The sequence below is a fragment of the Candidatus Cloacimonadota bacterium genome (genome assembly GCA_019429305.1).
In the GTDB taxonomy this organism is placed as follows: Bacteria; Cloacimonadota; Cloacimonadia; order Cloacimonadales; family JAJBBL01; genus JAHYIR01.
Genome location: JAHYIR010000002.1, coordinates 1 through 23,052, shown reverse-complemented (window position 1 = coordinate 23,052; position 23,052 = coordinate 1). Strand labels below are relative to the sequence as shown.

Genomic DNA, 23,052 nt, shown 5'->3' with positions numbered 1-23,052 from the left:
CTTCTTAAGCTTGTTTGGATGAAAGTACTTCTGACAATCTCAAAACCCCTTGTTTTATTTGATCAATGGTCGGATAAGTAAAATTGAGTCTTAAGCCGTTATATTTCTCACTACCCTGAGGGAAGAATTTGCATCCCGGAATAAAAGCAACCTTCTTTTCCAAAGCTTTTTGAAACAAATCATTACTATTATATTCTTCTGGTAGATTGAGCCATACGAACATCCCCCCTTCAGGTTCTGTCCATTTGACTGATGCAGGCATATGATGACTAAGAGATTGCAGCATTTGATCACACAGTGGTTTGTAGATAGAAACAATTTTCTCTATTTGGGCTGGGAGAAGGTTATTATTCAAATAGGTAGCTACTACTTTTTGCACTACACGATCAGTTGTTACATTTACCTTTTGTGACCAAGAATTCATAAATTTGATGACTTCTTGATTGGTAACAACATAAGCAATTCTTAAGCCGGGTCCAAGAAGTTTGGAAAAGGAGCCAATGTAAATTACTGCACTATTATTGTGGAACTGATTTCTCGCTATGGAAAAAAGATTTTCTTCAGGAGAACCGGAAAATCTCAATCTGCTATAGGGATCATCTTCCAGTATCATGATATTGTTCTCAATAGCTATCTGAATTAAACTCTCTCGTCTTTTACGACTCATTGTTATTCCGCTGGGGTTCTGAAAATCCGGGATAGAATAGATAAATTTGATCTTCCTACCGGCTTTTTTCTGTTCTGTTATCTTAGAATAAAGCTCGACAGTATCAATACCCTCCTCATCTATGGATACCGGTACGATATAGGCACCTAATGCTTCAAAGACAACGAGAGATCCTAAGAAACTCGGTACTTCAGTTATTATACAGTCGCCGGGCTCTATAAATGTTTGTAAGGCATAAAAGATGCCATTAGTAGCCCCATTACAGATATGAACTTCTTCAGGTTTGAGATTAGGATCAATAAAATTGATAATAGCTTCTTTTATGTCTTTATCACCACCACTAGAGCCATATTGCAGCACATCATCTCCTTCCTCCAGTACTATCCGGTAGAATAACTCTGCTAATTCGTGTTTAGGAAAAGTTTTAGGAGAGGGAAAACCTCCGGCAAAAGATATTAGATCGGGTACACCTTTGGTCATTTCTACTAATTCTCTGATCATAGAGGATTTCATTGTAATTGTCTGTTTAGTATATAATGATTTCAAATCCATGCTTACTCCTTTGAAACAACTCACTACATTTACTATTCGCTTTTTTTAGTTGGTCAATTAACAAGCTCTTAGTCAGTGAGTCAACAAAAAATGACTTGTCAAAAAGAGGATGACCGATTCTTGTTATTATAAATGTAAACGAAAGGTGGAAAAATGTCTATCGGTGCAATTGCTGCCATACCGGCAAGAATGGCATCAGAAAGATTACCAGGGAAACCGCTTCAGCTTCTTGCTGGTAAACCGCTCATTCAGAGGGTTTACGAAGTTGTACAAGAGACCGGTTTGTTTCATGAGGTTTTGGTATTAACAGATAGCAACGAAATAAAAGATTGTGTTGAAGGTTTTGGAGGTTTTGCTCTGTTAACATCTCCTGATTGCCAAAGTGGTACGGAAAGGATTTTGGAGATAAGAGATAAACTCAATCAAGTGATAATAGTCAATGTCCAAGGAGATGAACCCTTTATTAGCAAAGAAGCACTAAGTAATCTGATCAATGTCTTTAACAACCAAAAAGTTGAAATTGCTTCTTTAATGCATCGCTTAGATGATTCCACCGACCTTAAAAGTCCTAACTCAGTAAAAGTAACAGTAGATCTGAACAAAGATGCTCTCTACTTCTCACGTTCGTTGATACCATATAATAGAAACAAATCATCAGAGCTTGATTGCCCATATTACAAACATATCGGCGTTTATGCTTTTCGTAAGGGTATTCTAGATCTTTTAGCCGATTTAGGGCCAGGAATTCTTGAACATATAGAGAAATTGGAACAGCTCCGATGGTTGGAACATGGATTCAAGATCAGGATGGTCAATACCGATTATAAAGGCTTTGGCATTGATACAAAAGAAGATTTAGAAAAGGCAGAGTTGTTGTTCGATAGTATCAGATAGAAATTTATTTATGTGATATACACCTTGGATTTAGTTACTAACTTTTCGTTATCAATATAGAATTCAACACTCTCAAAACCATTATCTAATACACGATTATAATTTATAATCCGAACATAAACACCAGCAACAATTGTCTTGATGATTTCAATTTTGTTTTCTTCTGACTCTATAATAGAGTAACGCTTCATGAGATGCTCTTTGAGTGCTGACAATTCATCTTTAGTTGTTTGAACCTTTTCCTTATCATTAAAAGGATTTTTGATCATACTCTTTAGTTGTTTAGTGAGAAGTGTGATAAGCTCTTTAGTAAAGGGGGCGATGCTGATAATCAATTCTGACAGACCTACATTAGTTTTATAACAGTTTTGTAGTTTAATCAATTTCCCTGCATAAATACGGCAATCCTGACAAAAAGAATCGTTAGAAACCACCTGTACACTAACTTCTGCTGTTAGAAGGCATTGTTTTGCATAAGTGAGAATAGAGAGTTCATTACCACTGCTGATTCTCGAATTTACTGCTGAAATTGCTTTGATATTGTTTAGTGAGGTTAATGAAGTATTGACTATCTTACCTTGACACTGAGTCTCTCCTTCCACATATAAGTCGCAATTATCTATTCTCCCATCAACAAAAAGATCCCCTTTTACCTTCACACTCCCGGGACCATTAATACTACCTTGTACATGAAGATTACCCCAGATCTCGTAATCTTTATTTACTGCCAGAGAGAAGTTCTCTTGGTTTGCAGGTACTTGATTCGTTAATGAGACATCACTTTTTATTTGAATATTATTGCAGACAGCCATTCTGTTGCTTTCATCAAGGTAAGCATAGCCATCTGAAGTTGCTACATATTGTCCTGAATCCTCGTCATATAGTACATTCTCACCTGCATAGAGATGACAGAGGGCAATTTTATCTTTGGGCAATGGTGTTAGATTATCATATATGTCGTGTCCGGATCGTCCCGAATCAGTAACATAAAAGGTAGCTAATGGACTATTCTTTCTGGCTTTTGCTTTGTATTCCAGATCTATCAACTGCAATCTATCACTGAACAGCAAATCCCTGTCGATCATTTGTTCTTCTTGAAAAAGTGAAAAATTGCCTTTGGGAAGAGAAAGAGTAGTTCCTACAGCCAGTAAAAATGGTTTACCATGGTGTTTTGTTTCTTCTTTCTTGTTTGATAATTCCCTTGCTTCGACAAAACCGGTCACTATTCCTGCTTGTTTAAACAATGATAAAAGCTCGGCTTCATTATAGAAAGGTATGCCCTCTTCAATTGTCAAATATGCTTCCATTCCATTAGATTTAACAGAAAGGACTAAGCTGCGGTCAGAATTATAATAATAACTATCAGCCATTTTTTATTCCTATAAAAGATATTTGTCTTTTTAATGTTCTATCTCTGCGGTAAGAGTAATAATTTTCATCTTCAAACGTGCAGAAAGGAAAATCAACAATCTTATCTTCAGATATTCCTGAGTCAGACAATTGTTTATAAACTACTTTCTTAAGGTCCAAGAATGGATAAACTTGAGAAACCTCAGTTTTTTCTATAAATTCTTCAAAGATCTCTTTTGAGACCGGATAATGAGAATCACAAATTGCCGGTCCTAAGGCTACGATACAATCAGAAGGGTCTGATTTGTAAATTTCCTGTAATTTTCGAATGGTTTTTCCAGTGATGTTTTTCTCAGTACCTGTTCTTCCGGAATGTATGCCAGCAATTACTTTTTTAGCGACATCATAGATCAGAACAGGAATACAGTCAGCATACTTAACAGAGAGGAATATACCTTTTATATGGGTTATTAGTGCATCAACTTGGGGAATAATATTTGAAGTATTGCTAACATTGATTATTAGATCATCAGTTAACTGAAAAACACTGTCTGAATGTATCTGTTCAGCAAAGTATAGCTTTTTCACTTCGACTGTTGTATCTCCCACATAGATCTCTTTTTGTTTAATAACTTCATCATAATCAAACTGGCAATCTCCAAAACTACAGATAAGTTCTTCATTTTGATGAAAAGGATTCAATAACAAAACTAAACCTCTTTATCTCCTACCAGCAACAAAAAAAAATTCTGAATTACTTGTAATAACTTTACTGCTAAAATGTATCTCATGATACAGGTACTATTCTTTAGTACCGAGCTCTTTGTTTAAAAAGTCTATAACCTCTTCTGTCGAAGTCCCCGGTGTAAAAATTGCTTTAAATCCTTTTTCTTTCAATAAAGGAATATCTTCATCAGGGATAACCCCACCCCCAAACAAGAGGATATCTTCTACTTCTTTTTCTTTCAGTAGATCAGCAACCTTGGAGAACAGGAAGTTGTGAGCTCCGGACAATAAACTTAAACCAATAGCATCCACATCTTCTTGTATAGCAGCAGTAACGATTTGTTCTGGAGTTTGACGGATACCGGTATAAATTACCTCCATGCCTGCATCTCTCAATGCTCTGGCAATATACTTAGCACCCCGGTCATGACCATCCAAGCCCGGTTTCCCTATAAGAACTCTGATTTTTTTCATTTTGAATTAAACCTCCAAGTGTTAATAAAAAACTTCTTATTAATGGCTCTATCGTCAACTTTTTTTTTCTTTCGGTCAAAAAAAATCCCATCTAATAAACCAGAGCTTTAATTTATTGACATTGAATCCCTCTTTCTTATTAAGGATAGAGAATAATATGGAGGAAAGGTTTTCAATGAGTTCTACAGCAGTAATCGGTGGTTTTTTCGGTGATGAAGCTAAAGCAAAAATAGTAGATGTTCTGGCTAAGGACGTTGAGGCAGTTGTTAGATTTCAAGGTGGTAATAATGCCGGGCATACTTTGAAATTAGGAGAGAAGAAGTTTATATTGCATCTTGTACCCTCAGGTATTTTTTATAAAAACATCGTTTGTATGATTGGGAGTGGTGTAGTCATTGATCCATTTGCTTTAATCGAAGAGATGGAACTGCTTAAAAAAAATGGGGTAAAATTTACAGATCGGTTCTTTATAGATCCGCGTGCTCATATTGTTTTACCATTGCACAAAGAATTAGACCTCAAGAAGGAAAAGAAAACCAAAGGCACAAAAATTGGAACCACAGGACGAGGAATTGGTCCCTGTTATAGTGATAAAGTATCTCGAGTAGGGATTCGTATGCTTGATCTACTGAAACCGGATTCCTTATCGTTAAGACTGACTGAATTGTATAAATTTCATAGAATTAGAAGCAATCAAGTTGATATCAAGAGTCTGGTAAAGAATTTGCTACACTGCGGAGACTATTTGATCGAGTATGTAAAACAAGTTCCCTTTCTCTTAGATGATTATTACAAGAGCGGACGAAAAATACTTTTTGAAGGTGCTCAAGGTACTCTCTTAGATATTGAATATGGCAGTTACCCCTACGTAACCTCATCGCACACAATTTCTGGCAGTATTTCGGCAAGTCTCGGTTTTTCACCTAAGAAAATTGATCGAATTGTGGGAGTCTTTAAGAGCTATATTACAAGGGTTGGGAATGGACCATTAGTAACTGAGCTCAAAGATGCCACAGGTGACTTGATAAGAGAGAAGGGTAATGAATATGGATCATCAACAGGAAGACCACGCCGCTGTGGATGGTTTGATGCAGTAGCGGCAAATTTTTCTACTCTTATAAACGGATTTGATGAGATCGCTCTGACTCTGCTTGATGTACTACAGGGATTTGAAACAATAAAGATCTGTCACAGTTATTCTATCAATAAGAGGATCTATAATCAATATCCACCAGATACAGAAACATTAGGCATAGCCAAACCGGTATACTATGAATTACCCGGTTGGCAGGAAGATATTTCTCATGTAAGGAGATTTCAGGATTTACCGAAGAATGCCCAACTCTATGTGAAAGAGATAGAAAAGCTGTTAAATGTTAGAGTCAGCATCATCTCTGTCGGTCCGGAAAGAGAACAAACAATTTTTGTTTGATAAAGTGCTTAACTAACAGTATATTATTCATAATAGAATTATTAAAAGAACACAAGGAGGCAATATGAAAAGAAGTGCCCTTATAATAAGTATAATAATCGGTATCTATCTGATTCAGACAGCCGGGCTGAATGGTGATAATGGACCTGATCACATAGCACCTGATTTTATCCCGTCATTTTATGATCATTATACAATAAATTTCCTGAATGCCCGCACTCTTGGTATGGGTACTACTACAGTAGCCCTGCAGGGCGGTATTGAGAATGCACTTGCTAATCCGGCAGCTTTTAAGGGAGAAGGGTTTAAACTCTATTTTGAAGGACATGTGAAAGCTGCAGTAGATGAGATGAATCTTTATGCCGCTTTTATTGAAGATCCAGAAGAAGCGGGTAGTTATCTTGATGAGTATGAACTGGTGGGAGAAAAGCAAAAACTTGAACAGGGCATACCAGCGGGTATGTTTGGATTCGGGTTTTCACCACATCACAATATCTCTTTAGGAGCCAGCATTTCAATTCCCCAGACCGTTCGTTACAATCTTCTGGGAAGAGCTTTACCTACAGGGGCATATATCGATCGTTTCCCATCGATGAATAATTACCAAACAACATTTACCATGACAGGACATTTTGATCAGCTAAATATTGGTCTGAATGTTATCTATAATTATTATACTTTCAATGAACTACGTTTAATAGCACCCCATTTTGATAGAATAAAATTTCAACAGGGGGTCTTGAGATTCCAACCCGGTGTTCTCTATGCTAATGATCTATTAGCTTTCGGTGTAAGTTATAAATTCGCTGCTGAAGAGGAGATAAAGATGGGGAATACCGAACCCTATTATTATATTTATGATACTCATTTCCCAGCTCTTTTAGAAGCCGGTTTGTCATATAAATATAGTGATGATATCACCATAGCCCTTGCTTTTGAATATGAGCAAACCAGTAATCAATACGAGCTTTTTGATGATCGCTTGAAGATGAAAATAGGATTTGAGAAGAAATTTGAAAACTATGATATCCGTGGTGGTTTGATCAGTATTCCCGGAGTCTATACCGGAACATTTGCTATTCCTGAGGATACTATCACTGAGGGTGACTTTATTTTTGATCCCTTACCTTATGATTTGGGTATAGTTGAGAAAGCAGACCAGTTAGTTATTACAGGTGGGTTTTCTTATTATATGCGAGATATAGATCTCAACATGGCTTTTGCGAAAGATGTTTTACAGAACTTTGATCTGTTTCAGGTTGTTGCTTCAGTAAATGTTAGATTAGGAGAAGTTATTGCCAGAGGTAGATGATATAGAAACTATTTTGAGGAATAAAAGAGGAGAAATCCCAGTTGTAGATAGATGAAAAATGATTTGATAATAGTAATTGGTGCCTTCGGGAGTGGCAAGAGTGAATATGCCATAAATCTAGCACTGAAGTTTAAAGAATTGGGAGAGGATGTTTCCTTGATCGATATGGATGTGGTTAATCCATATTTCCGCAGCCGAGATGTTAGAGACGATTTCACAAACCGCGGAGTTGAAGTTATAAGTCCTGACGGTGAGTATGGACATGCCGATCTTCCTATGATCTCACCCCGTATTGCCGGTGCTATTCAGAATCAATCCAAAACAGTAATTCTTGATGTCGGTGGTGATCCTGCTGGTTGCCGTACTTTAGGAAGATTTATTAAGAATATTGAGCAACGTGGTTACAAGATGCATTTTGTAGTGAATACACTTCGTCCGTTTACCAGTAATTCAGAAGAGATAATTGATATGATGAAGATGCTGGAGACTGCAAGTTCGCTCAAGATATCTGAGATAATTGCTAATATAAATCTCATGAATGAAACTACTCCGCAGATGGTCAAAAACGGTATAGAAATAGTTGAAGAAGTGGCACAGCAAAAAAAGATCAAGTTCGACACCTATCTTGTTATCGAAGATAATCAGGAATTAATTGAAGATAACATTTATGGGAAAAAGAAGGTCGTGCTTAACTATTTTCTCAGAAAACCATGGGAAGTAGTGCAAAGAATAGGGATATAACTTACTTTTTTTATCTATTGATAAAGTTTTTTAGCTTTTTTAGCCCCTTTCCAACGACGATGTACCCAGAACCATTGTTCAGGATGTTTCATGATATAGTCTTCTAATCTGGCATGAAAATATGCTGTTATCTTCATTATTTTGTCCTCTTCTTGATTAAACTCTGATGGAAGAAGATGCTGTTCGAAAACAAAGCGGTTCTTATCGTCGCTATCTCTTAGAGCAATTCCTGTTATCATGGGGGTGTCATATCTTTCTGCCAGACGGGCAAAACCTGTAAAGACCGAAGCTTCACGATTCAAGAAGGGAAGGATCACACCTTCCTTGCCGGCATCCTGATCTATCAATAGCACCACAATTTCATTGTTTTTAAGAGCAGTTAAGACAGTTCTCATCGTCTTTGTCTTATAAATTATCTTAATGCCATCTCTTTCCCGAGTGCGATTTACATAATCATTGAAATAACGATTTCGTAAACGTTTAATGACTACATTGATCGTCAACTTCTGATGGGCAATATATCTACCGGCTAATTCCCAATTACCGATATGTCCCGTTACAATGATCAGACCTCGTTTGAGTTTCAACGCATTCAGGATGTTATCCCAACCTTCAACTTCAATGTTATCAAGTTTTTGTTTGGCAAACATTTCCAGACTTGTGAAAGCCAGATTTTTGTAGATTTGGCGGGTTAGCACTTTTATTTCAGTTTCTTCTTTTTCAGGAAATGATATTTGTAACTGCTCTTGAACTACTCTCTTCCTAATACCGACTATCAATCCAGAAAAGAGAAATATCCAAACAATAAGCATTTGGCTTGCTTTATATGGCAACAGTTTGAAAAGTTGAAGAATAATGATGAATAACAGATATTCTATTATACTCTTAATTCTCTTTTCCCGCATATAAAGTCCTGATTGCTCATTTTTTCCCTTGTTGATAAAAATTTGTACTGAGATTAAAATGTCAACTTGTTATTCTCAGCTATCTCACCTTCTCTTGCTTTATTGAAATCAGACCTAATTTGATTAAGTAAACACTTCAGAGATTTCTCTTTGTTACCAATAGGGAGGACCGTAATCAGCTAAAGCCGACTACGGTCTTCCCTAATGGTATCATAAGATTAGAATTAAGTGTTATAAGACTGTTCAATTATTCTTTGCTTGACGCTAAGAGAGGAGGCGAAAAAATAAATAAAAAAAAGGAGTTCAGCAAATTGAATATTTTAGCTCTTGATACTACTTCAAGCTGGGGTAGTGTTGCTTTAAGCAGAGAAGGAAGAATAGAATATATTAGTTATCTTGATATCCGAGTTACTCATTCGGAAAGATTAATGCAGCAGATAGATTACGGTTTGAAGCAGAGTGAAATGAGTATTGATGAGATAGATTTGATTGCCCTCTCCAATGGACCAGGATCATTTACCGGTGTTAGGATAGGATTGGCAACTGCAAAAGGAATATGTTTAGCCAAGAAAGTGCCTCTATACCCGGTTAATACCCTTAAGGTACTTGCTTATAATGCTCATGGGTGTCAGATAAATATTCTGCCTTTTATCGATGCCCGGATGGATGAAGTCTATGCAGCATTATATGACAGTGATATGAAGGAGCTTATCGCTCCTAAAAGTGCTAAACCGGAAGAATTTCTCAGTACTATAAAGGAGAAGACACTGATAATAGGAGATGGAATTTATCGATACCAGGAACTGATCAGTTCAATGAAGAATACTTTAACTACCGGTCTTCTTCATCAAAACTTTCCGATTGCTTCAGCATTGATCAGCATAGTTGTGCAAGAACAAAAAATCCCTAATTATGATTTCAAAAACATTGCTGACTTAGAGCCATATTATTTGAGAAAATCACAAGCAGAGCTAAAAAAAAGTGAAAGAGAAAAAATCTAGAACTTTTAAAAAGCCAGACTCTTCAAAAATTGAGCTTTGTCTTGAACTCTTCATTATCTTCGTAAAGGTTGGTTGTATTACTTTTGGTGGTGGATATGCTATGATCCCTTTTATTTATCGGGAGTTAGTTATCAATAAAAAATGGTTTAATAATGAGGAGTTAGTTGATATTCTTACGGTATCACAAGCAATACCGGGTGCAATTGCCGTTAATGCTGCCTTTAATGCTGGATATCGAAAAGTAGGAGTTATAGGTGGTTTTATTTCTGCATTAGGGTTGGTATTACCGGCATTTTTAGCAATTCTTTTTATCATGATTTTTTTCCTTAACATCAGAGACATTGAGTGGGTGCAAAAATTCCTGTCCGGTATCATTATTGCATCTACAGCTTTAATATTATCAACTACCATAAATTTAGCCAAGACAGTTTATAAACGAAGGTTAATCATCAATATGGTAATCAGCTTAATTGTTTTTATAGGAATCGGTTATTTTAACATCAATGCTTCATGGATGATTTTGGGAGGAATTATATTCGGTTTTATTAATTTCTTCACAAGATCACTCAAAGAAGAAGCTGATACAAATACTGAAGAATGATAAACTATGTTCAGTTTAACTGAAATAATCGGTAAAGTAAAATGATCCTTAGTTGGCTAAATCTATATCTTATATTCTTCAAGATCGGTTTGTTTAGTTTCGGTGGGGGATACGTGATGTTACCCCTAATATATCAACATATAGAGATTCATAATCTTATCCCTTTAGAAGAGTTTACAGATATTGTTGCACTTTCACAAATGACACCGGGACCGATTGCTGTTAATGCGGCAACATATATCGGTTTTCGCAATGCCGGTGTGTTAGGTGCTTTCTTTGCTACTTTAGGAGTAATATCTCCATCCATCATCTTGGTATTTTTTATTTTGCGTCTGTTGCGAAGATTTAAAGACAATCCTATCATCGCAGCAGTTTTAAATGGAGTGAAACCGGTTACTGTTGGTATGATTGCAGTAGCTGCTGTCTATTTTGTTGAAAAAAGTTTGATAAGTGGAAGATTTTTTAGTACCGATTTTTATCAAATGCAGCTTGGATTTATCAAGTTGCCTTCCCTGATAATTTTTGCTGCCATATTCCTAATTTTGACGAAAACAAGGATAAATCCGATAATTATTACCCTTTTATCCGGGTTAGTAGCAGTATTTATTTTATAGCTACCTATAGTACATTAATACGGTTAAGGCTACTTTAATCTAATACCTTCTTAAGAGTGTCTCCTAATTGCTGTAGGGAATATGGCTTGGTGAGAACAGCTTTAAATCCATGTTTTTCATATTGAGACATAACCGGATCAGATGAATAACCACTAGATACAATGCAAACAGCTTCCGGATCATATTCAATGATCTCTTTTATTGTATCTTTTCCACCCATACCTCCGGGAATAGTTAGATCAAGAATCACCAAATCGTATTTTTGACCGAGCTCCTTCATTTCTTTGTATTTCTTTATGGTTGATAATCCTTCATTGGTCGTGGTTACATTATATCCTAAACTTACCAGCATTTCTGTGACTACTTCTATAAGAACTAAATCGTCATCCATCAGAAGTATTTCACCTTTACCACGGATCTCACTTAATTGGTCATCTTGGGGAGATATCTCTTTCTTTTCAGTTGCCGGGAGAAAGACATGAAAGCTTGATCCGGCTCCTATTGTAGATTCAACAGTTATCAGACCCTCATGTTTTTCTACTATTTTGTAACTTGTTGTTAAGCCGAGACCTGTACCATTTTTCTTGGTAGTATAGAAGGGATCGAAAACTTTTGATAGCTGGGATTGAGGTATTCCGATGCCGCAATCTTCGATTGTTATCTCAACATACTTACCCGGTTTCATTTTGTGAATATTTTCCTTTTCCATTTCGATGTTTTCGGCTTTAATTTTGATGCTTCCACCATTTGGCATCGCCTGTTTGGAATTAATGACCATATTATTGATGACTTGGCTTATTTGTCCTAAGTCGGCTTCTACATTTAACAAGTCCTCTGCAAAATCATATTCACAGTTAACTATAGAACCATGAGTAGCAAAGGAAGCGGCATCCTGGATAGTATCTTTAACAGAAGCAGTCTTCTTGATAGGTGCTCCTCCTAAAGAGAAGGTGAGTAACTGCTGGGTTAGATCCCGAGCTCGGATAGAAGCTTTTTCTGCGTCTTCCAGACGTTCATTGACTTTAGGATTTGTATTAGCAATCATATTTTTTGCCAATGTAATATTACCCATGATAGCAGTCAGAATATTATTAAAGTCGTGAGCTATACCACCGGCAAGGAGTCCGATCGAATCAAGTTTTGCTCTCTTCTGCAATTCTTCTTCATAGATCTTTCTTTCTGTGATATCACGGAATACCAAGATAACACCGATCAAGTTACCTTTTCGATCCTTAATTGGTGAAGCACTATCCTCAACCATTCTTTCAGTTCCGTTTTTAGAAATCAGTATAGTTCGTGTAGTTAGTCGAACATTATCTTCTGAGTTTAATACCTTGGATACCAGGTTTTCACCAATATTGCGACTAGATTCATCGATAATCTTATAAACATCCTCGATTTTTTCACCTTCTGCCTCTTGCTGTTTCCAACCGGTAAGTTTTTCAGCGTTCTGATTAAGCAATAAAATATTTCCGTTGATATCTGTAGCAATAACACCATCAGCAATAGAGCTCAACATAACTAAAAGTTTCTCTTTCTCTTCAAAGAATGAATTTAACGCATTATGAAGGTCAGTCGTATCGAGATAAATGCCATAAATACCGATCTGTTTATCATTCATAATGACCGGAATACCAAATATTTTAACGTTAATATTAACACCGCTTTTAGTAATCCTTATGCTCTCTTTCTCTATTATTTCACCGGCTTGACTTAACTCGGATAGTTTGTTTGCTTCCTCTTTAAGTGTTTCGGGAACAATTAAGTCATTAATCTCTTTATGTACGATCTCTTCTTGCGTATATCCAAATATATTAGTAAATGCATTATTGCAAGCAAGTATTCTATTTTTTGTATTGAGCATGACTATACCTGCAGGATTATTATTGAATAGCTGCTCAAAATACAATCTCTGTAAATTAGTTTGATGTTCTGCCTCTTTTCTTTCAATGGCTATAGCTATTTGCTCCGAAACAAAGGTAAGAATCTGTTTATCATTATCGTTATAAGTGTCTTCTTTATTGTAATCTTGAAGCATTATTACACCGACAATGTTGTCCTTAATTTTCAGTGGAGCTCCGAGCCACACTTTTGCCATCTTACCGATTAAATCAATCTCACCATTAGCCAATAGGTCGTTAATATCTTTTTCTTTGGCAAGCATAGCAGTAGCTTTTTTAAGCACAAGTTCTGTGAGTCCTTTTCTCGCTTTATGGGGAGAAGGAGTATGATCAAATTCATCCACGTTATAGGGGAAACTTACTATATCAACAGCTGCATCATACAAAGCTATGCAGAAGTTCTTTGCCGGCATCAATTTTTGAATTGCTTTATGAATATTTTTATACAGCGCATTCATGTCATGAGTTGAATTTACTGATTCTGATATCAAGTATATAGTATGTTGGATTTTTTCTGCTTGTTCTCTTACTTTGATCTCATCTTCTAATTGCTTAGTTCTTTCTATAACTCTTTGCTCTAATTCAGCATTGAGCTTCTTGATTTCCTCTTCACTTTGCTTGCGTTCTGTGACATCATGAGCGGTAGTTAGTACATGTTTTATAGTTCCATCACTACTGAATTCAGGAACAAGATGCCAATCAATCCAGACTCCGTTTGGCAGCTGAAATTCAATTCGATTTTTTTTACCGGATTTAAAGACTGTCGATAATGCCTTTTCCCATAGTTTTACTAAATCATCTGGAAAACCTAATTCACTATGCTTCTTGCCGATGAAATCATCTACTTTAATGCCAGTTTGTTCCTGTACTTTAGGGTTAACATAGAGGTGTCTCAGATCACTATCAAAACGCATGATGACATCATTAGAATTCTCTGTAAGTGTTCTGAACAAGGTTTCTGATTGTTTCAACTCAATAGTACGTTCTTTAACCTTTTCTTCCAGTAAAGCTAGTGTTTTCTTTATATTATCACTGTTTTGCTTTCTTTCGATAGCCAAGGCGATCTGTTCGGATATAAAGGTAAGAATTTGTTTTTCCGGCTCATTATATGTCCCTTCATGTTCATAGTCTTGCACTGCAATTACACCGATCACCTGTTCCCCTATCTTTAAAGGGATGCCTAACCAAATTTTTGCCGGTTTCTCGACTAGATCAATTTCATTTTCTTCGTGAAGATGATAGATTGTTTCTGCATCTGCTAAAAGCTCTTTACCGGTTTTGAAGACATATTCAGTCAATCCTTTTGACGGATTATAATCTAATTGTTCCCAATCTATTGCTTCTACATTATAGGGGTATTTTAGCATCTTTTCCTCTTCATCGTAGAGAGCAATGTAAAAATTATCAGCCGGCATAAGAGTGGAGGTGATCTTATGAATATGAGAAAAGAGTTCATCAATGTCTTTTGCTTTGTGAATTGCTTCAGATATACTGTATAGAGCAGATTGTAAAAGTTCAGTTTTTCGTTGATAAGTAAGATCTACGATTATGCCAAAGACCCCTTTTGCTTCTTTATCTTTCAGGAGTACATTAGCAATTATTTTTACAGGAAAGCTTGTTCCATCTTTTGTTAGTCCGGTAAATTCGGCTGTTAAACGTTCTTTTTTGATAAGTAGATTATTAAAGAGTTCTAATACCTGCTTACTCTGAGAAGGTATAAAGAACTCATTCAAGCGCATAATATTTTCAACTTCTTTAGGTGTATATTGAAACAGATGGCGGCAATTTTTACTGATAAAGTTAATTTTACCTTCAGTATTCGCCTCAAAAACAATTTCTGAGAGATACTCAACCAGACTATTATATCTCTTTTTAGTTTCTGTTAATTGAGCTATAGCAATTTTATTTGCCTCTTGTGATTTTTTTAGTTCACGATTCCGCACTTTGATCTTTAAACTCAATAAAATCCACCAAGTACCTATAATTAACAGTAATAACAATAGTGGAATACCTAAAGTTGTTAGTATGTTCTTTATGATAATAAGAGGATCGGTTTTTGCAGAATATGGTAATATCCACTTGGTATGAAGATCGTTATAGATGTCTTTTGCTCTAATTCTTGATAAACCTTCATTTATTAACTCTATTAAATAAGCATTCTCAGGTGTCGAGATATAGCAGTATTCTTGTGTAAACAGATTATCAGGCAGTGTAGTTAGGTTCTTTAAGCCACGTTGTTGAATAATAAAAGAGCTTTGAATTCGATTAAGTATTGCTAGATCATGTAAGCCGGAATCTAATTGATTTAATGCATTATCGGGTGTATCGACTGCTGTTATGTTATATGCATGTTCTATCTTATGATGAAAATCATCAATAAATTCACTTTTAGTGATAACAATATCTTTACCATAAACATCTCTTGTATTAATGAATCTATTATCTCCCTTGCGGAATATGACTGCCATTTCCAAAAGAGAATGAAAATGAGAAAAGTGATAATATTCAGCTTTTTCTCTCGAATATGGTACACCCATCAGCACATCAATTCTACCGGCACGAAATTGCTCCATAATATAATCACGTGGTCCTAACTCTATCTCAAAATCTAAATTCATTTCTTGAGCTATAGCTCGTGTCAGCTCGACATTAAAACCGGTAATCCTTCTATTATCGTCGACATACTCGTAGGGGGGATAGTTATAGTCACCACCAAAGATAATTTTCTTTCTAAGTAGTGTTTCTTCATTTGCTGATATATATGAAAGGATAAACAGAGCCAATAGAATAGTAAAACAAGCTTTTTTCATTCGTTAAACATCCTCCCTGAAGTTTATCTCTCCTGTGGAGAAGACTGACCAACTACTCATTTGGTTTATTGATTTCATATTGCTATCATCTCTATTTAACCATATAATTTTTGTAAAGCTATTTATCAATTATAACACACAATATCTTACTTTAGGAAATATAGATATGACATGAAAGGGTTAGCTTAATGAGTTTGTTAAATCGGTTGACTACAAACAGTCACTTTTAATATTGGAAGCAAAAATAGGGAGGTTGATATGCAGAAAGTTGTTATTGTCTCTGCTCGCAGAAGTCCCATAGGGAGTTTTGGTGGAGTTTTTAAAGATATCTCTGCAGTAGAGTTAGGAACTCATGTTTTGAAGAGCATTATACAGGAAACAGGAGTTAAACCATCTGAGATAGATGAAGTAATAATAGGTAATGTTATTGGTGCCGGTTTAGGACAGAATGTGGCTCGCCAAATAGCTATTAATGCCGGTTTACCGGTAGATATCCCGAGTTTTGTAGTTAACAAGGTCTGTGGTTCCGGAATGAAATCAATCTCTTTAGCTGCCTTGATGATTGAGAGTGGAAGAGCTAACATTGTAGTAGCCGGTGGAGTAGAGAATATGAGTCAGATACCTTATATTCTGCCCGATTTGCGTTGGGGGGCTAAAATGGGAGATCGTAAAGCGGTTGATCTTATGATCCACGACGGTTTAACAGATATTTTCAATAAATATCATATGGGTATAACTGCCGAAAACTTAGTTGAAAAATATAGTCTAACCAGGGAAGCGATGGATGAATTTGCTGTCACAAGTCAAAATAGAGCAGAGAAAGCTTTGCAAGAAGGGAGATTCACAGAAGAGATCGTACCGATATCTATTCCTCAAAGGAGGGGAGAACCTGTTATAGTGTCTGAAGATGAATATCCCCGTAAGGGTGCTACGATCGATAGCGTTGCTAAACTAAAACCTGCTTTTAAACCAGACGGTAAAGTGACTGCTGCGAACTCTTCAGGTATTAATGATGGAGCTGCAATTCTGTTAATGATGAGTGAAGAAAAAGCCAGAGAACTCAATCTTACACCTCTGGCATATTATATCGATTATGCTTCTGCTGGAGTAAATCCAAGCATAATGGGCATAGGACCAGTACCGGCAATCAAAAAAGTGTTAACAAATAATATTTGGAGTTTATCGGATATAGAATTAGCTGAATTGAATGAAGCTTTTGCCGGTCAATCATTAGCAGTTCTTAAAGGTCTGGAACATGAGAATATAGGCAGTTTAAATCAAGAAATAGTAAATGTTAATGGTGGTGCAATTGCTTTAGGTCATCCTATAGGAGCTAGTGGAGCACGCATTGTTGTAACTCTCTTACACGAGATGAAGAAAAGGGATGTTAACAAAGGGCTCGCCTCTCTCTGTATTGGTGGTGGGATGGGCATCGCAACTCTATATGAAAGAAAATAGAAATAGTGGAGGATAGATTCATGGTAGATAAACTTAAATTAGATAATTCTGAGAAACTGTATCAAGAGGCATTGGATTTAGTACCCGGTGCTATATTAGGCATTCGCAGACCTTACAATTTCGTTCCCGGAGAGTATCCTATCTTTTTTGATTCGGCAAAGGGGGGCAGAGTAAAAGATGTTGATGGGAATGAATTCATTGATATGCTCTGTGCCTATGGACCGATCATAATCGGGCATAAAGAAGAAGAGATAGACGATGCAGTAATCAAACAGATCAAAGAAAAAGGATTCTGTTTTTCTTTAACCCAACCGGTACAAAATGTTTTAGCTACTAAATTACGAGAATTGATTCCTTGTTGCGAGAAATCTGTCTTTGTTAAAACCGGTTCTGATGCTACAACTGCAGCAATTAGAATAGCTCGTGCTTATACGGACAGAGAGAAGATCATCCGTTGTGGATATCATGGCTGGCATGACTGGTGTGTTGAAGTTAAAGGTGGCATTCCACCAAAGTTATATGAAGATGTACATGAAGTTGAATATAATGACCTTGATCAGTTTGAAGATATGTTAAAGAAGGTCGGAGATAAAACAGCTGCTGTCATTATTACTCCGTTAGGACATCCTCTGGCTCATAAAGTTGAATATCCTAAACCGGGTTATCTGGAAAAAGTAAAAGAATTGACTCATAAATATGGTGCAGTAATGATCTATGATGAGATCCGTACTGGTTTTCGCGTTACTCTTGGCGGGGCACAGAAAGAGTTTGGAGTTACACCAGATTTAGCTACTTTCGGTAAAGCTATGGCTAATGGCTATTCAATCAGTGCAGTTGTAGGAAAGAGAGAGATCATGGATGTACTGGTGGATAAGGTATTTCTCAGTTCAACATTTTTCCCCAATAGTTTGGCTCAAATTGCTGCTTTAAAAACAATTGAGATTCTGCAACGTGATAACATACTGGGTAAAATTAGAGAAAAGGGTGATATGTTTGCAGCTAAACTCAACAAAATCGTCAAAGAGAGTTCTATCCCTGTTGAATTTAGTGGAGCACCATGGATGCCCTTTATTACTTTCATCTCCGATGAGCAGAAACTCTATAAAGCCCGCCGTGTTCAATTCTATACTCATCTGATCAGAAGGGGAGTCTTTCTGCAACCTTATCACCATGGATATATTGCCTATCGACATACTGATGAAGACTTGAACTATGCAGCTGACTGTATTGGGGAAGCACTATCTGAGTTGAAATAAAAACAATCGAAAGAAGAAAAAGAAACAAGAAATAAAGAGGTAAGTAATGGATCCATTAATTATTACAACTGCCTTAACAGGGGCTGAAACCACAAGGGAAGATCAACCCAATTTACCAATTACTCCGGAAGAACAGGCAAGAGAAGCTCAAAGATGTTTTGAAGCCGGTTCCAGAGTACTCCATCTTCATGTGCGAGAAGATGATGGTACACCTTCGCAGCGTTTGGCAAGATTCCAGGAAGCAATTGTAAGAATAAGAGAGGTAGTGCCGGAAATGATAATTCAGATCTCTACAGGTGGTGCCGTAGGAGTACCTTTTGAAGAAAGAATGGCACCATTGAAACTAAAACCGGATATGGCTACCCTTAATGCCGGAACCCTTAATTTCGGAGATGAGGTCTTTGTTAATAGTCCCAAAGATATAGTCCGTTTAGCTGAGTATTTTAAAGAGGTTAGTGTAGCTCCCGAGATCGAAGTATATGAATCGGGAATGATCGATTATGTAGCAAAGTTAGTTAATAAAGGAATTATAACGCATCAACCTTTGCATATGCAGTTTGTTTTAGGCGTTCCGGGAGGAATGAGTGGCAAACCCAAGAATGTACTCTATATGGCAGAACATCTAAAAGAAGAAATTCCTCAAGCGACTTGGGGAGTAGCCGGTATTGGCAGATGGCAGCTTCCTTGTACTATGATGGCGTTAGTCATGGGTGGTCATATTAGAGTAGGTTTTGAAGATAATATCTTTTATCATAAGAAAGTTTTGGCTGAATCTAATGCCCAATTGGTTGCCCGGGTTAGCCGTTTAGCTGAAGAATACGGCAGACCTTTAGCCACACCGGCAGAAGCGAGGGAGATTTTAGGTTTATAAAAAGCAAGTAGGGGTTGGTTTTATGCTAACCCCTTTTTTTTCAGTTAGTTGTATAGATATGCTCTTAAGATTTATCTGATCGGTAATTTCACTACAAAGCAACTTCCTTTGCTATCCTTTTGTTTGAGTGCTACAGAGCCGTTATGTAATAATGCTATATGCTTTACTATAGCCAATCCGAGGCCCGTTCCACCATATTTTTTTGAGCGTGACTTGTCTACTACATAAAATCTTTCAAAGATACGGTCTCTATGCTCAGCAGGAATACCGACACCGGTATCATCTATTTCCAGAACTATGAATCTGTCATCTTTATAAGTCCTTATTATTATAAAACCTTCCTCAGTATGCTGCAGCGAGTTTTCCAACAAATTGACTAGCAGTTGTTCTATTCTAAATTCATCCCCTTTTATTGATGGAAGATTATTAGCCAATTCCAGCTGTAATTTCATATTCTTCTTTTCTATCTTTTGCCGATAAATATGAGCTATATGATTAACAATATCATTAATCGCTATAGGTTTAAGTTCAACAATATCTCTTTGTTCAAGCTGGGAGAGGGTCAAGAGGTCATTGACAATATTGATCAATCGGTTTATATTCCGTTCGATAATTTCTAAAAATTCCTTTCCTTCAGGCGTTACTTCATCTTCCAACGTTTCAGCAAAACCCTTAATAGCAGTCAATGGAGATCGAAGTTCATGCGAAACATTAGCGATCATATCTTTCTTTACTTTTTCCAGTTTACGTAGATCGGTTATGTTAAAGAGAAGGACCAGTTTATCTTTTTTATTGGGAAGCGATAAACCGTTACTGATGAAATAGTCATCATCAATAACAATTTCTTTATAGTAATTTTCTTGGGATTCAAACATCTCTCGTATAAATTCGCTCAATTCAGGTTTTCTTATGCCTTCAAAATAGTATTTGCTTATGAGGTCATCACTTTCTGCAATCAGATCGAAACTCTTATTTGTAAGTTCAATCTTTCCATTTTCATTGAGAACTAACAAACCTTCCTGCATTGTATTGATAATAGTATCAAGAGCATCTTTATTCTGAGTTATGTCTGTAATTAATTCTTGGATTTTGGTCACCATAAAATTAAAACTTCGGCAGAGATAACCAATATCATCATTAGCTCTTGGATAAACACTCACATCAAAATTACCAGCAGATATTTTATTGGCTGCCTTAGATAATTCCTTGATTGGTTTCGTAAGACGCAAAGAGAAGAGATAGAGACCGAAGAAGGCAATAATGAATACTATTAGAGCAATCAAGAAAATCTCATTGCGTAAAGAACTGATAAGAATATCAATCTTATCAAGAAACAAACTGACTCTAACTACTCCGATAACCTCGTCTCGTTCTATGATAGGTAGTGACACATAAAGCATATCTGTTTGGATCGAAGAACTGAATCTGATTGACTCACCTGTTGTACCTTGCAGAGCTGTTATGATCTCAGGACGACCACTATGGTCATCCATTTCCGAAATATCTCTTTCTGAATCGGCAACTACTAATCCCTCAGAGGTGATAACTGTAATCCGAAATTCACTTTTTGATCCTAACTCTTTTATATATATATCCAGATCGGCATATCTTTGTTCTAACAAGAGAGGTTTAATATTGATGAGCAAAATATTTCCAGTATCGAACAAGTAGTCTCTTAAAGTATCCAGATAATGATTCTTAATTATTTGATAAGATATCAGTGAGACAGCAAGAACTAAAACAATGTTGATGACAATAAAACCTAAAATAATTTTTAAGAATATAGAGTGTTTTTTCATTCTGTTCTATCTTCGATCTTGTAACCGATACCACGAACATTATGAATTAAATGTCCAGCTTTACCGAGTTTTTTACGAAGGTGATTGATGTGTACATCAATAGTTCTATCAATAACTATCTTTTCATGACCCCATAGATAATCAAGAATCTGGTCACGGGAAAACACCCAACCAATGTGAGATGTCAACAGTTGTAGAATCTTTAATTCAGTATTGGTCAGAGTAATTTTTTTCCCCTCTACAGTAACATTATATTGATTCAGATCTAATGTTAAAAGATTACCAACAGTTCTAATATCATTCTCTACCTCCACCTTTCTTCTCAATACAGCTTTGACTCTGGCGGTCAATTCTCTTGGTGAGAAAGGTTTGGTTACGTAATCATCAGCACCGAGTTCTAAGCCGAGTACTTTATCCATCTCATCGGTTTTGGCAGTGAGCATGATGATCGGGATATGACGATATTCACGGTTTGCTTTTAACTGCTTGCAGAGTTCCATTCCATCCGTATGAGGAAGCATTAGATCAAGGATAATTAAAGATGGTGGCGTCATCTCTATCTGACTGATAAGATCGATAGTATCTTCAAATTTCTTTGTTCTGAAACCGGCTTTTTTAAGGTTCAGATCCACAAGCTCCAGAATGTCCGGCTCGTCATCAACAATAAATATTAGTTTCTCTTTCATAACTGAATTCCCTAAACAATATTAGAAATTGCACTGGATTAATTAACCTTTTGATTTTTCAGTATTCTGCTGTAACTCTAAAGAATAGTTTTGAACTATTATCAATATTGCCGCTCCATTCCGCGTCAGTAGTATAGTTCAAATACTCCCATTCTTCAGCATAAGGATCTTCGGTAGAATAAATATGATATCCTAAAGCATTTTCTTGTAGAGCCCACTCTATTGTAATGACATCTCCAAGTATAGATATTGTCAAATTATCAGGAGAAATTAAAGCATCTTCTAGGGGGATTGCAGTAACTAATTCTGATAACAAAGATTCTCCTTCTTGATAAACAGCAGTTAATTGGTAGGTATAGGATTGACCATTAATGACATCATAATCGTAGTATATGTTCTCAGTAATTAACTCATTAGGATTAAGATGAATGTCATTACGGTAAAGATTAAATCCCAGTGGTTCGCTAGTCCTTTGCAGATCTTGTCTAATATCTGACTCCGCTATTGGCAGTTCCCACATTAATCTCACGAATCCGTCTCCACCAAAGATATTCGTAATTTCAGGTATGTTCAAAGGTATCATCTCATAATTCAAGATTGTTTGTTCTAGATCGATAATACTGAAAGCGAGTGCCTCTGAAGTATAATATCCTGGAGCAGAGAATTGTACTGTATATTGACCCGGCAAGAGCATTCTAAAATATCTGCCAAAATTCTGATTACTCAGATATGGATTCCTGAATACTCCAGTATTGTCTATACCATCAATAAATATCTCTGCAACTACCGGTTCTTCTGTTATACTATCTGTTATGAGTCCGGTCAGTGTAGAGTGATGTACTCTGCGGAGTAAGATCATTGCAGCTTCCATATTGTCGGAGACGATCTGTTGTACAGCTGCAGGAGGTGGAATGAATTCTGTTGCTAATTCAAAAGTATAGCAAAAAATACCATGCATACCATAAGCATAATCGTCTGTTACACCTCTAGCCGGATATAATT

At 36.4% G+C, this 23,052-nt stretch carries 19 protein-coding genes; 10 read left to right on the top strand and 9 right to left on the bottom strand.

From position 1 onward, the window contains the following. Positions 1–4 precede the first annotated feature (4 nt). Positions 5–1,213 (bottom strand): PLP-dependent aminotransferase family protein, encoded by a 1,209-nt coding sequence (locus K0B81_01480; protein ID MBW6515271.1) that lies wholly within the window; start codon positions 1,211–1,213, stop codon positions 5–7. Between the two features lie 165 nt (positions 1,214–1,378). Between K0B81_01480 and kdsB the strand changes: the two genes are divergently transcribed. Continuing rightward, positions 1,379–2,113, top strand: coding sequence for a 3-deoxy-manno-octulosonate cytidylyltransferase (gene kdsB, locus K0B81_01475; GenBank protein ID MBW6515270.1), 735 nt, complete (start codon positions 1,379–1,381; stop codon positions 2,111–2,113). 8 nt (positions 2,114–2,121) lie between these two features. On the opposite strand, the gene K0B81_01470 is transcribed toward kdsB, so the two are convergent. The 3 genes from K0B81_01470 to K0B81_01460 all read right to left on the bottom strand — a co-directional run bounded on the left by K0B81_01470 (position 2,122) and on the right by K0B81_01460 (position 4,663). Continuing rightward, positions 2,122–3,483 (bottom strand): FapA family protein, encoded by a 1,362-nt coding sequence (locus tag K0B81_01470; protein MBW6515269.1) that lies wholly within the window; start codon positions 3,481–3,483, stop codon positions 2,122–2,124. Then, positions 3,476–4,171 (bottom strand): peptidoglycan editing factor PgeF, encoded by a 696-nt coding sequence (gene pgeF / locus K0B81_01465; GenBank protein ID MBW6515268.1) that lies wholly within the window; start codon positions 4,169–4,171, stop codon positions 3,476–3,478. Before pgeF ends, K0B81_01470 begins: the two co-directional genes overlap by 8 nt. Before the next feature lie 93 nt (positions 4,172–4,264). Continuing rightward, positions 4,265–4,663, bottom strand: coding sequence for a cobalamin B12-binding domain-containing protein (locus K0B81_01460; GenBank protein ID MBW6515267.1), 399 nt, complete (start codon positions 4,661–4,663; stop codon positions 4,265–4,267). Between the two features lie 175 nt (positions 4,664–4,838). Here K0B81_01460 and K0B81_01455 point away from each other — a divergent pair, with 175 nt between their 5' ends. The 3 genes from K0B81_01455 (at position 4,839) to K0B81_01445 (ending at position 8,148) form a co-directional block, all read left to right on the top strand. Further along, a complete protein-coding gene (locus K0B81_01455; GenBank protein ID MBW6515266.1) occupies positions 4,839–6,095 on the top strand; it encodes an adenylosuccinate synthase in 1,257 nt (418 codons plus the stop codon). Positions 6,096–6,159: 64 nt separating this feature from the next. Next, positions 6,160–7,407 (top strand): hypothetical protein, encoded by a 1,248-nt coding sequence (locus K0B81_01450; protein MBW6515265.1) that lies wholly within the window; start codon positions 6,160–6,162, stop codon positions 7,405–7,407. Positions 7,408–7,458: 51 nt separating this feature from the next. Next, on the top strand, positions 7,459–8,148 hold the full coding sequence (locus K0B81_01445; protein MBW6515264.1) for a hypothetical protein: 690 nt from the start codon (positions 7,459–7,461) through the stop codon (positions 8,146–8,148). Positions 8,149–8,162: 14 nt separating this feature from the next. On the opposite strand, the gene K0B81_01440 is transcribed toward K0B81_01445, so the two are convergent. Continuing rightward, entirely contained in the window at positions 8,163–9,053 is an 891-nt protein-coding gene (locus tag K0B81_01440; protein MBW6515263.1) for a lysophospholipid acyltransferase family protein, read from the bottom strand. 311 nt (positions 9,054–9,364) lie between these two features. Between K0B81_01440 and tsaB the strand changes: the two genes are divergently transcribed. The 3 genes from tsaB to K0B81_01425 are packed head-to-tail and all read left to right on the top strand — an operon-like array spanning position 9,365 to position 11,269. After that, a complete protein-coding gene (gene tsaB, locus K0B81_01435; GenBank protein ID MBW6515262.1) occupies positions 9,365–10,054 on the top strand; it encodes a tRNA (adenosine(37)-N6)-threonylcarbamoyltransferase complex dimerization subunit type 1 TsaB in 690 nt (229 codons plus the stop codon). Further along, positions 10,035–10,655 carry a chromate transporter gene (locus K0B81_01430; GenBank protein MBW6515261.1) on the top strand — a complete coding sequence of 207 codons (621 nt, stop codon included), beginning with the start codon at positions 10,035–10,037 and terminating at the stop codon, positions 10,653–10,655. The genes tsaB and K0B81_01430 overlap by 20 nt, the downstream gene beginning before the upstream one ends. A gap of 41 nt (positions 10,656–10,696) precedes the next feature. Continuing rightward, positions 10,697–11,269, top strand: a complete 573-nt coding sequence (locus K0B81_01425; GenBank protein ID MBW6515260.1) for a chromate transporter — start codon at positions 10,697–10,699, stop codon at positions 11,267–11,269. Positions 11,270–11,303: 34 nt separating this feature from the next. Here the strand turns inward: K0B81_01425 and K0B81_01420 are convergent, their stop codons facing one another. Then, positions 11,304–15,980 carry a PAS domain S-box protein gene (locus tag K0B81_01420; protein ID MBW6515259.1) on the bottom strand — a complete coding sequence of 1,559 codons (4,677 nt, stop codon included), beginning with the start codon at positions 15,978–15,980 and terminating at the stop codon, positions 11,304–11,306. Positions 15,981–16,238: 258 nt separating this feature from the next. Between K0B81_01420 and K0B81_01415 the strand changes: the two genes are divergently transcribed. Genes K0B81_01415 through K0B81_01405 form a run of 3 tightly spaced genes read left to right on the top strand, consistent with a single transcriptional unit; the run spans position 16,239 to position 19,565 of the window. Then, positions 16,239–17,438, top strand: coding sequence for an acetyl-CoA C-acetyltransferase (locus K0B81_01415; GenBank protein MBW6515258.1), 1,200 nt, complete (start codon positions 16,239–16,241; stop codon positions 17,436–17,438). Positions 17,439–17,458: 20 nt separating this feature from the next. Next, positions 17,459–18,694: an aminotransferase class III-fold pyridoxal phosphate-dependent enzyme gene (locus K0B81_01410; GenBank protein ID MBW6515257.1), complete on the top strand. Its 1,236-nt coding sequence runs from the start codon at positions 17,459–17,461 to the stop codon at positions 18,692–18,694. Between the two features lie 46 nt (positions 18,695–18,740). Continuing rightward, entirely contained in the window at positions 18,741–19,565 is an 825-nt protein-coding gene (locus K0B81_01405) for a 3-keto-5-aminohexanoate cleavage protein (GenBank protein ID MBW6515256.1), read from the top strand. 71 nt (positions 19,566–19,636) lie between these two features. Here the strand turns inward: K0B81_01405 and K0B81_01400 are convergent, their stop codons facing one another. The 3 genes from K0B81_01400 to K0B81_01390 form a co-directional block, all read right to left on the bottom strand. Continuing rightward, the gene (locus K0B81_01400; GenBank protein MBW6515255.1) at positions 19,637–21,364 is read right to left on the bottom strand and encodes a HAMP domain-containing protein; all 1,728 of its coding nucleotides are present in this window, start codon (positions 21,362–21,364) and stop codon (positions 19,637–19,639) included. Next, on the bottom strand, positions 21,361–22,050 hold the full coding sequence (locus K0B81_01395) for a response regulator transcription factor (protein ID MBW6515254.1): 690 nt from the start codon (positions 22,048–22,050) through the stop codon (positions 21,361–21,363). The genes K0B81_01400 and K0B81_01395 overlap by 4 nt, the downstream gene beginning before the upstream one ends. A gap of 58 nt (positions 22,051–22,108) precedes the next feature. Continuing rightward, positions 22,109–23,052, bottom strand: a 944-nt coding sequence (locus K0B81_01390) for a hypothetical protein (GenBank protein ID MBW6515253.1), incomplete at its 5' end; no start/stop codon positions are given.

Excerpts from the sequence above, each read along its gene's own strand:
- K0B81_01470 (MBW6515269.1), bottom strand. The coding sequence starts at position 3,483 with ATGGCTGATAGTTATTATTATAATTCTGACCGCAGCTTAGTCCTTTCT.
- K0B81_01460 (MBW6515267.1), bottom strand. The coding sequence starts at position 4,663 with ATGAAAAAAATCAGAGTTCTTATAGGGAAACCGGGCTTGGATGGTCAT.
- K0B81_01455 (MBW6515266.1), top strand. The coding sequence starts at position 4,839 with ATGAGTTCTACAGCAGTAATCGGTGGTTTTTTCGGTGATGAAGCTAAA.
- K0B81_01450 (MBW6515265.1), top strand. The coding sequence starts at position 6,160 with ATGAAAAGAAGTGCCCTTATAATAAGTATAATAATCGGTATCTATCTG.
- K0B81_01445 (MBW6515264.1), top strand. The coding sequence starts at position 7,459 with ATGAAAAATGATTTGATAATAGTAATTGGTGCCTTCGGGAGTGGCAAG.
- K0B81_01440 (MBW6515263.1), bottom strand. The coding sequence starts at position 9,053 with ATGCGGGAAAAGAGAATTAAGAGTATAATAGAATATCTGTTATTCATC.
- K0B81_01425 (MBW6515260.1), top strand. The coding sequence starts at position 10,697 with ATGATCCTTAGTTGGCTAAATCTATATCTTATATTCTTCAAGATCGGT.
- K0B81_01420 (MBW6515259.1), bottom strand. The coding sequence starts at position 15,980 with ATGAAAAAAGCTTGTTTTACTATTCTATTGGCTCTGTTTATCCTTTCA.
- K0B81_01415 (MBW6515258.1), top strand. The coding sequence starts at position 16,239 with ATGCAGAAAGTTGTTATTGTCTCTGCTCGCAGAAGTCCCATAGGGAGT.
- K0B81_01410 (MBW6515257.1), top strand. The coding sequence starts at position 17,459 with ATGGTAGATAAACTTAAATTAGATAATTCTGAGAAACTGTATCAAGAG.
- K0B81_01405 (MBW6515256.1), top strand. The coding sequence starts at position 18,741 with ATGGATCCATTAATTATTACAACTGCCTTAACAGGGGCTGAAACCACA.
- K0B81_01400 (MBW6515255.1), bottom strand. The coding sequence starts at position 21,364 with ATGAAAAAACACTCTATATTCTTAAAAATTATTTTAGGTTTTATTGTC.
- K0B81_01395 (MBW6515254.1), bottom strand. The coding sequence starts at position 22,050 with ATGAAAGAGAAACTAATATTTATTGTTGATGACGAGCCGGACATTCTG.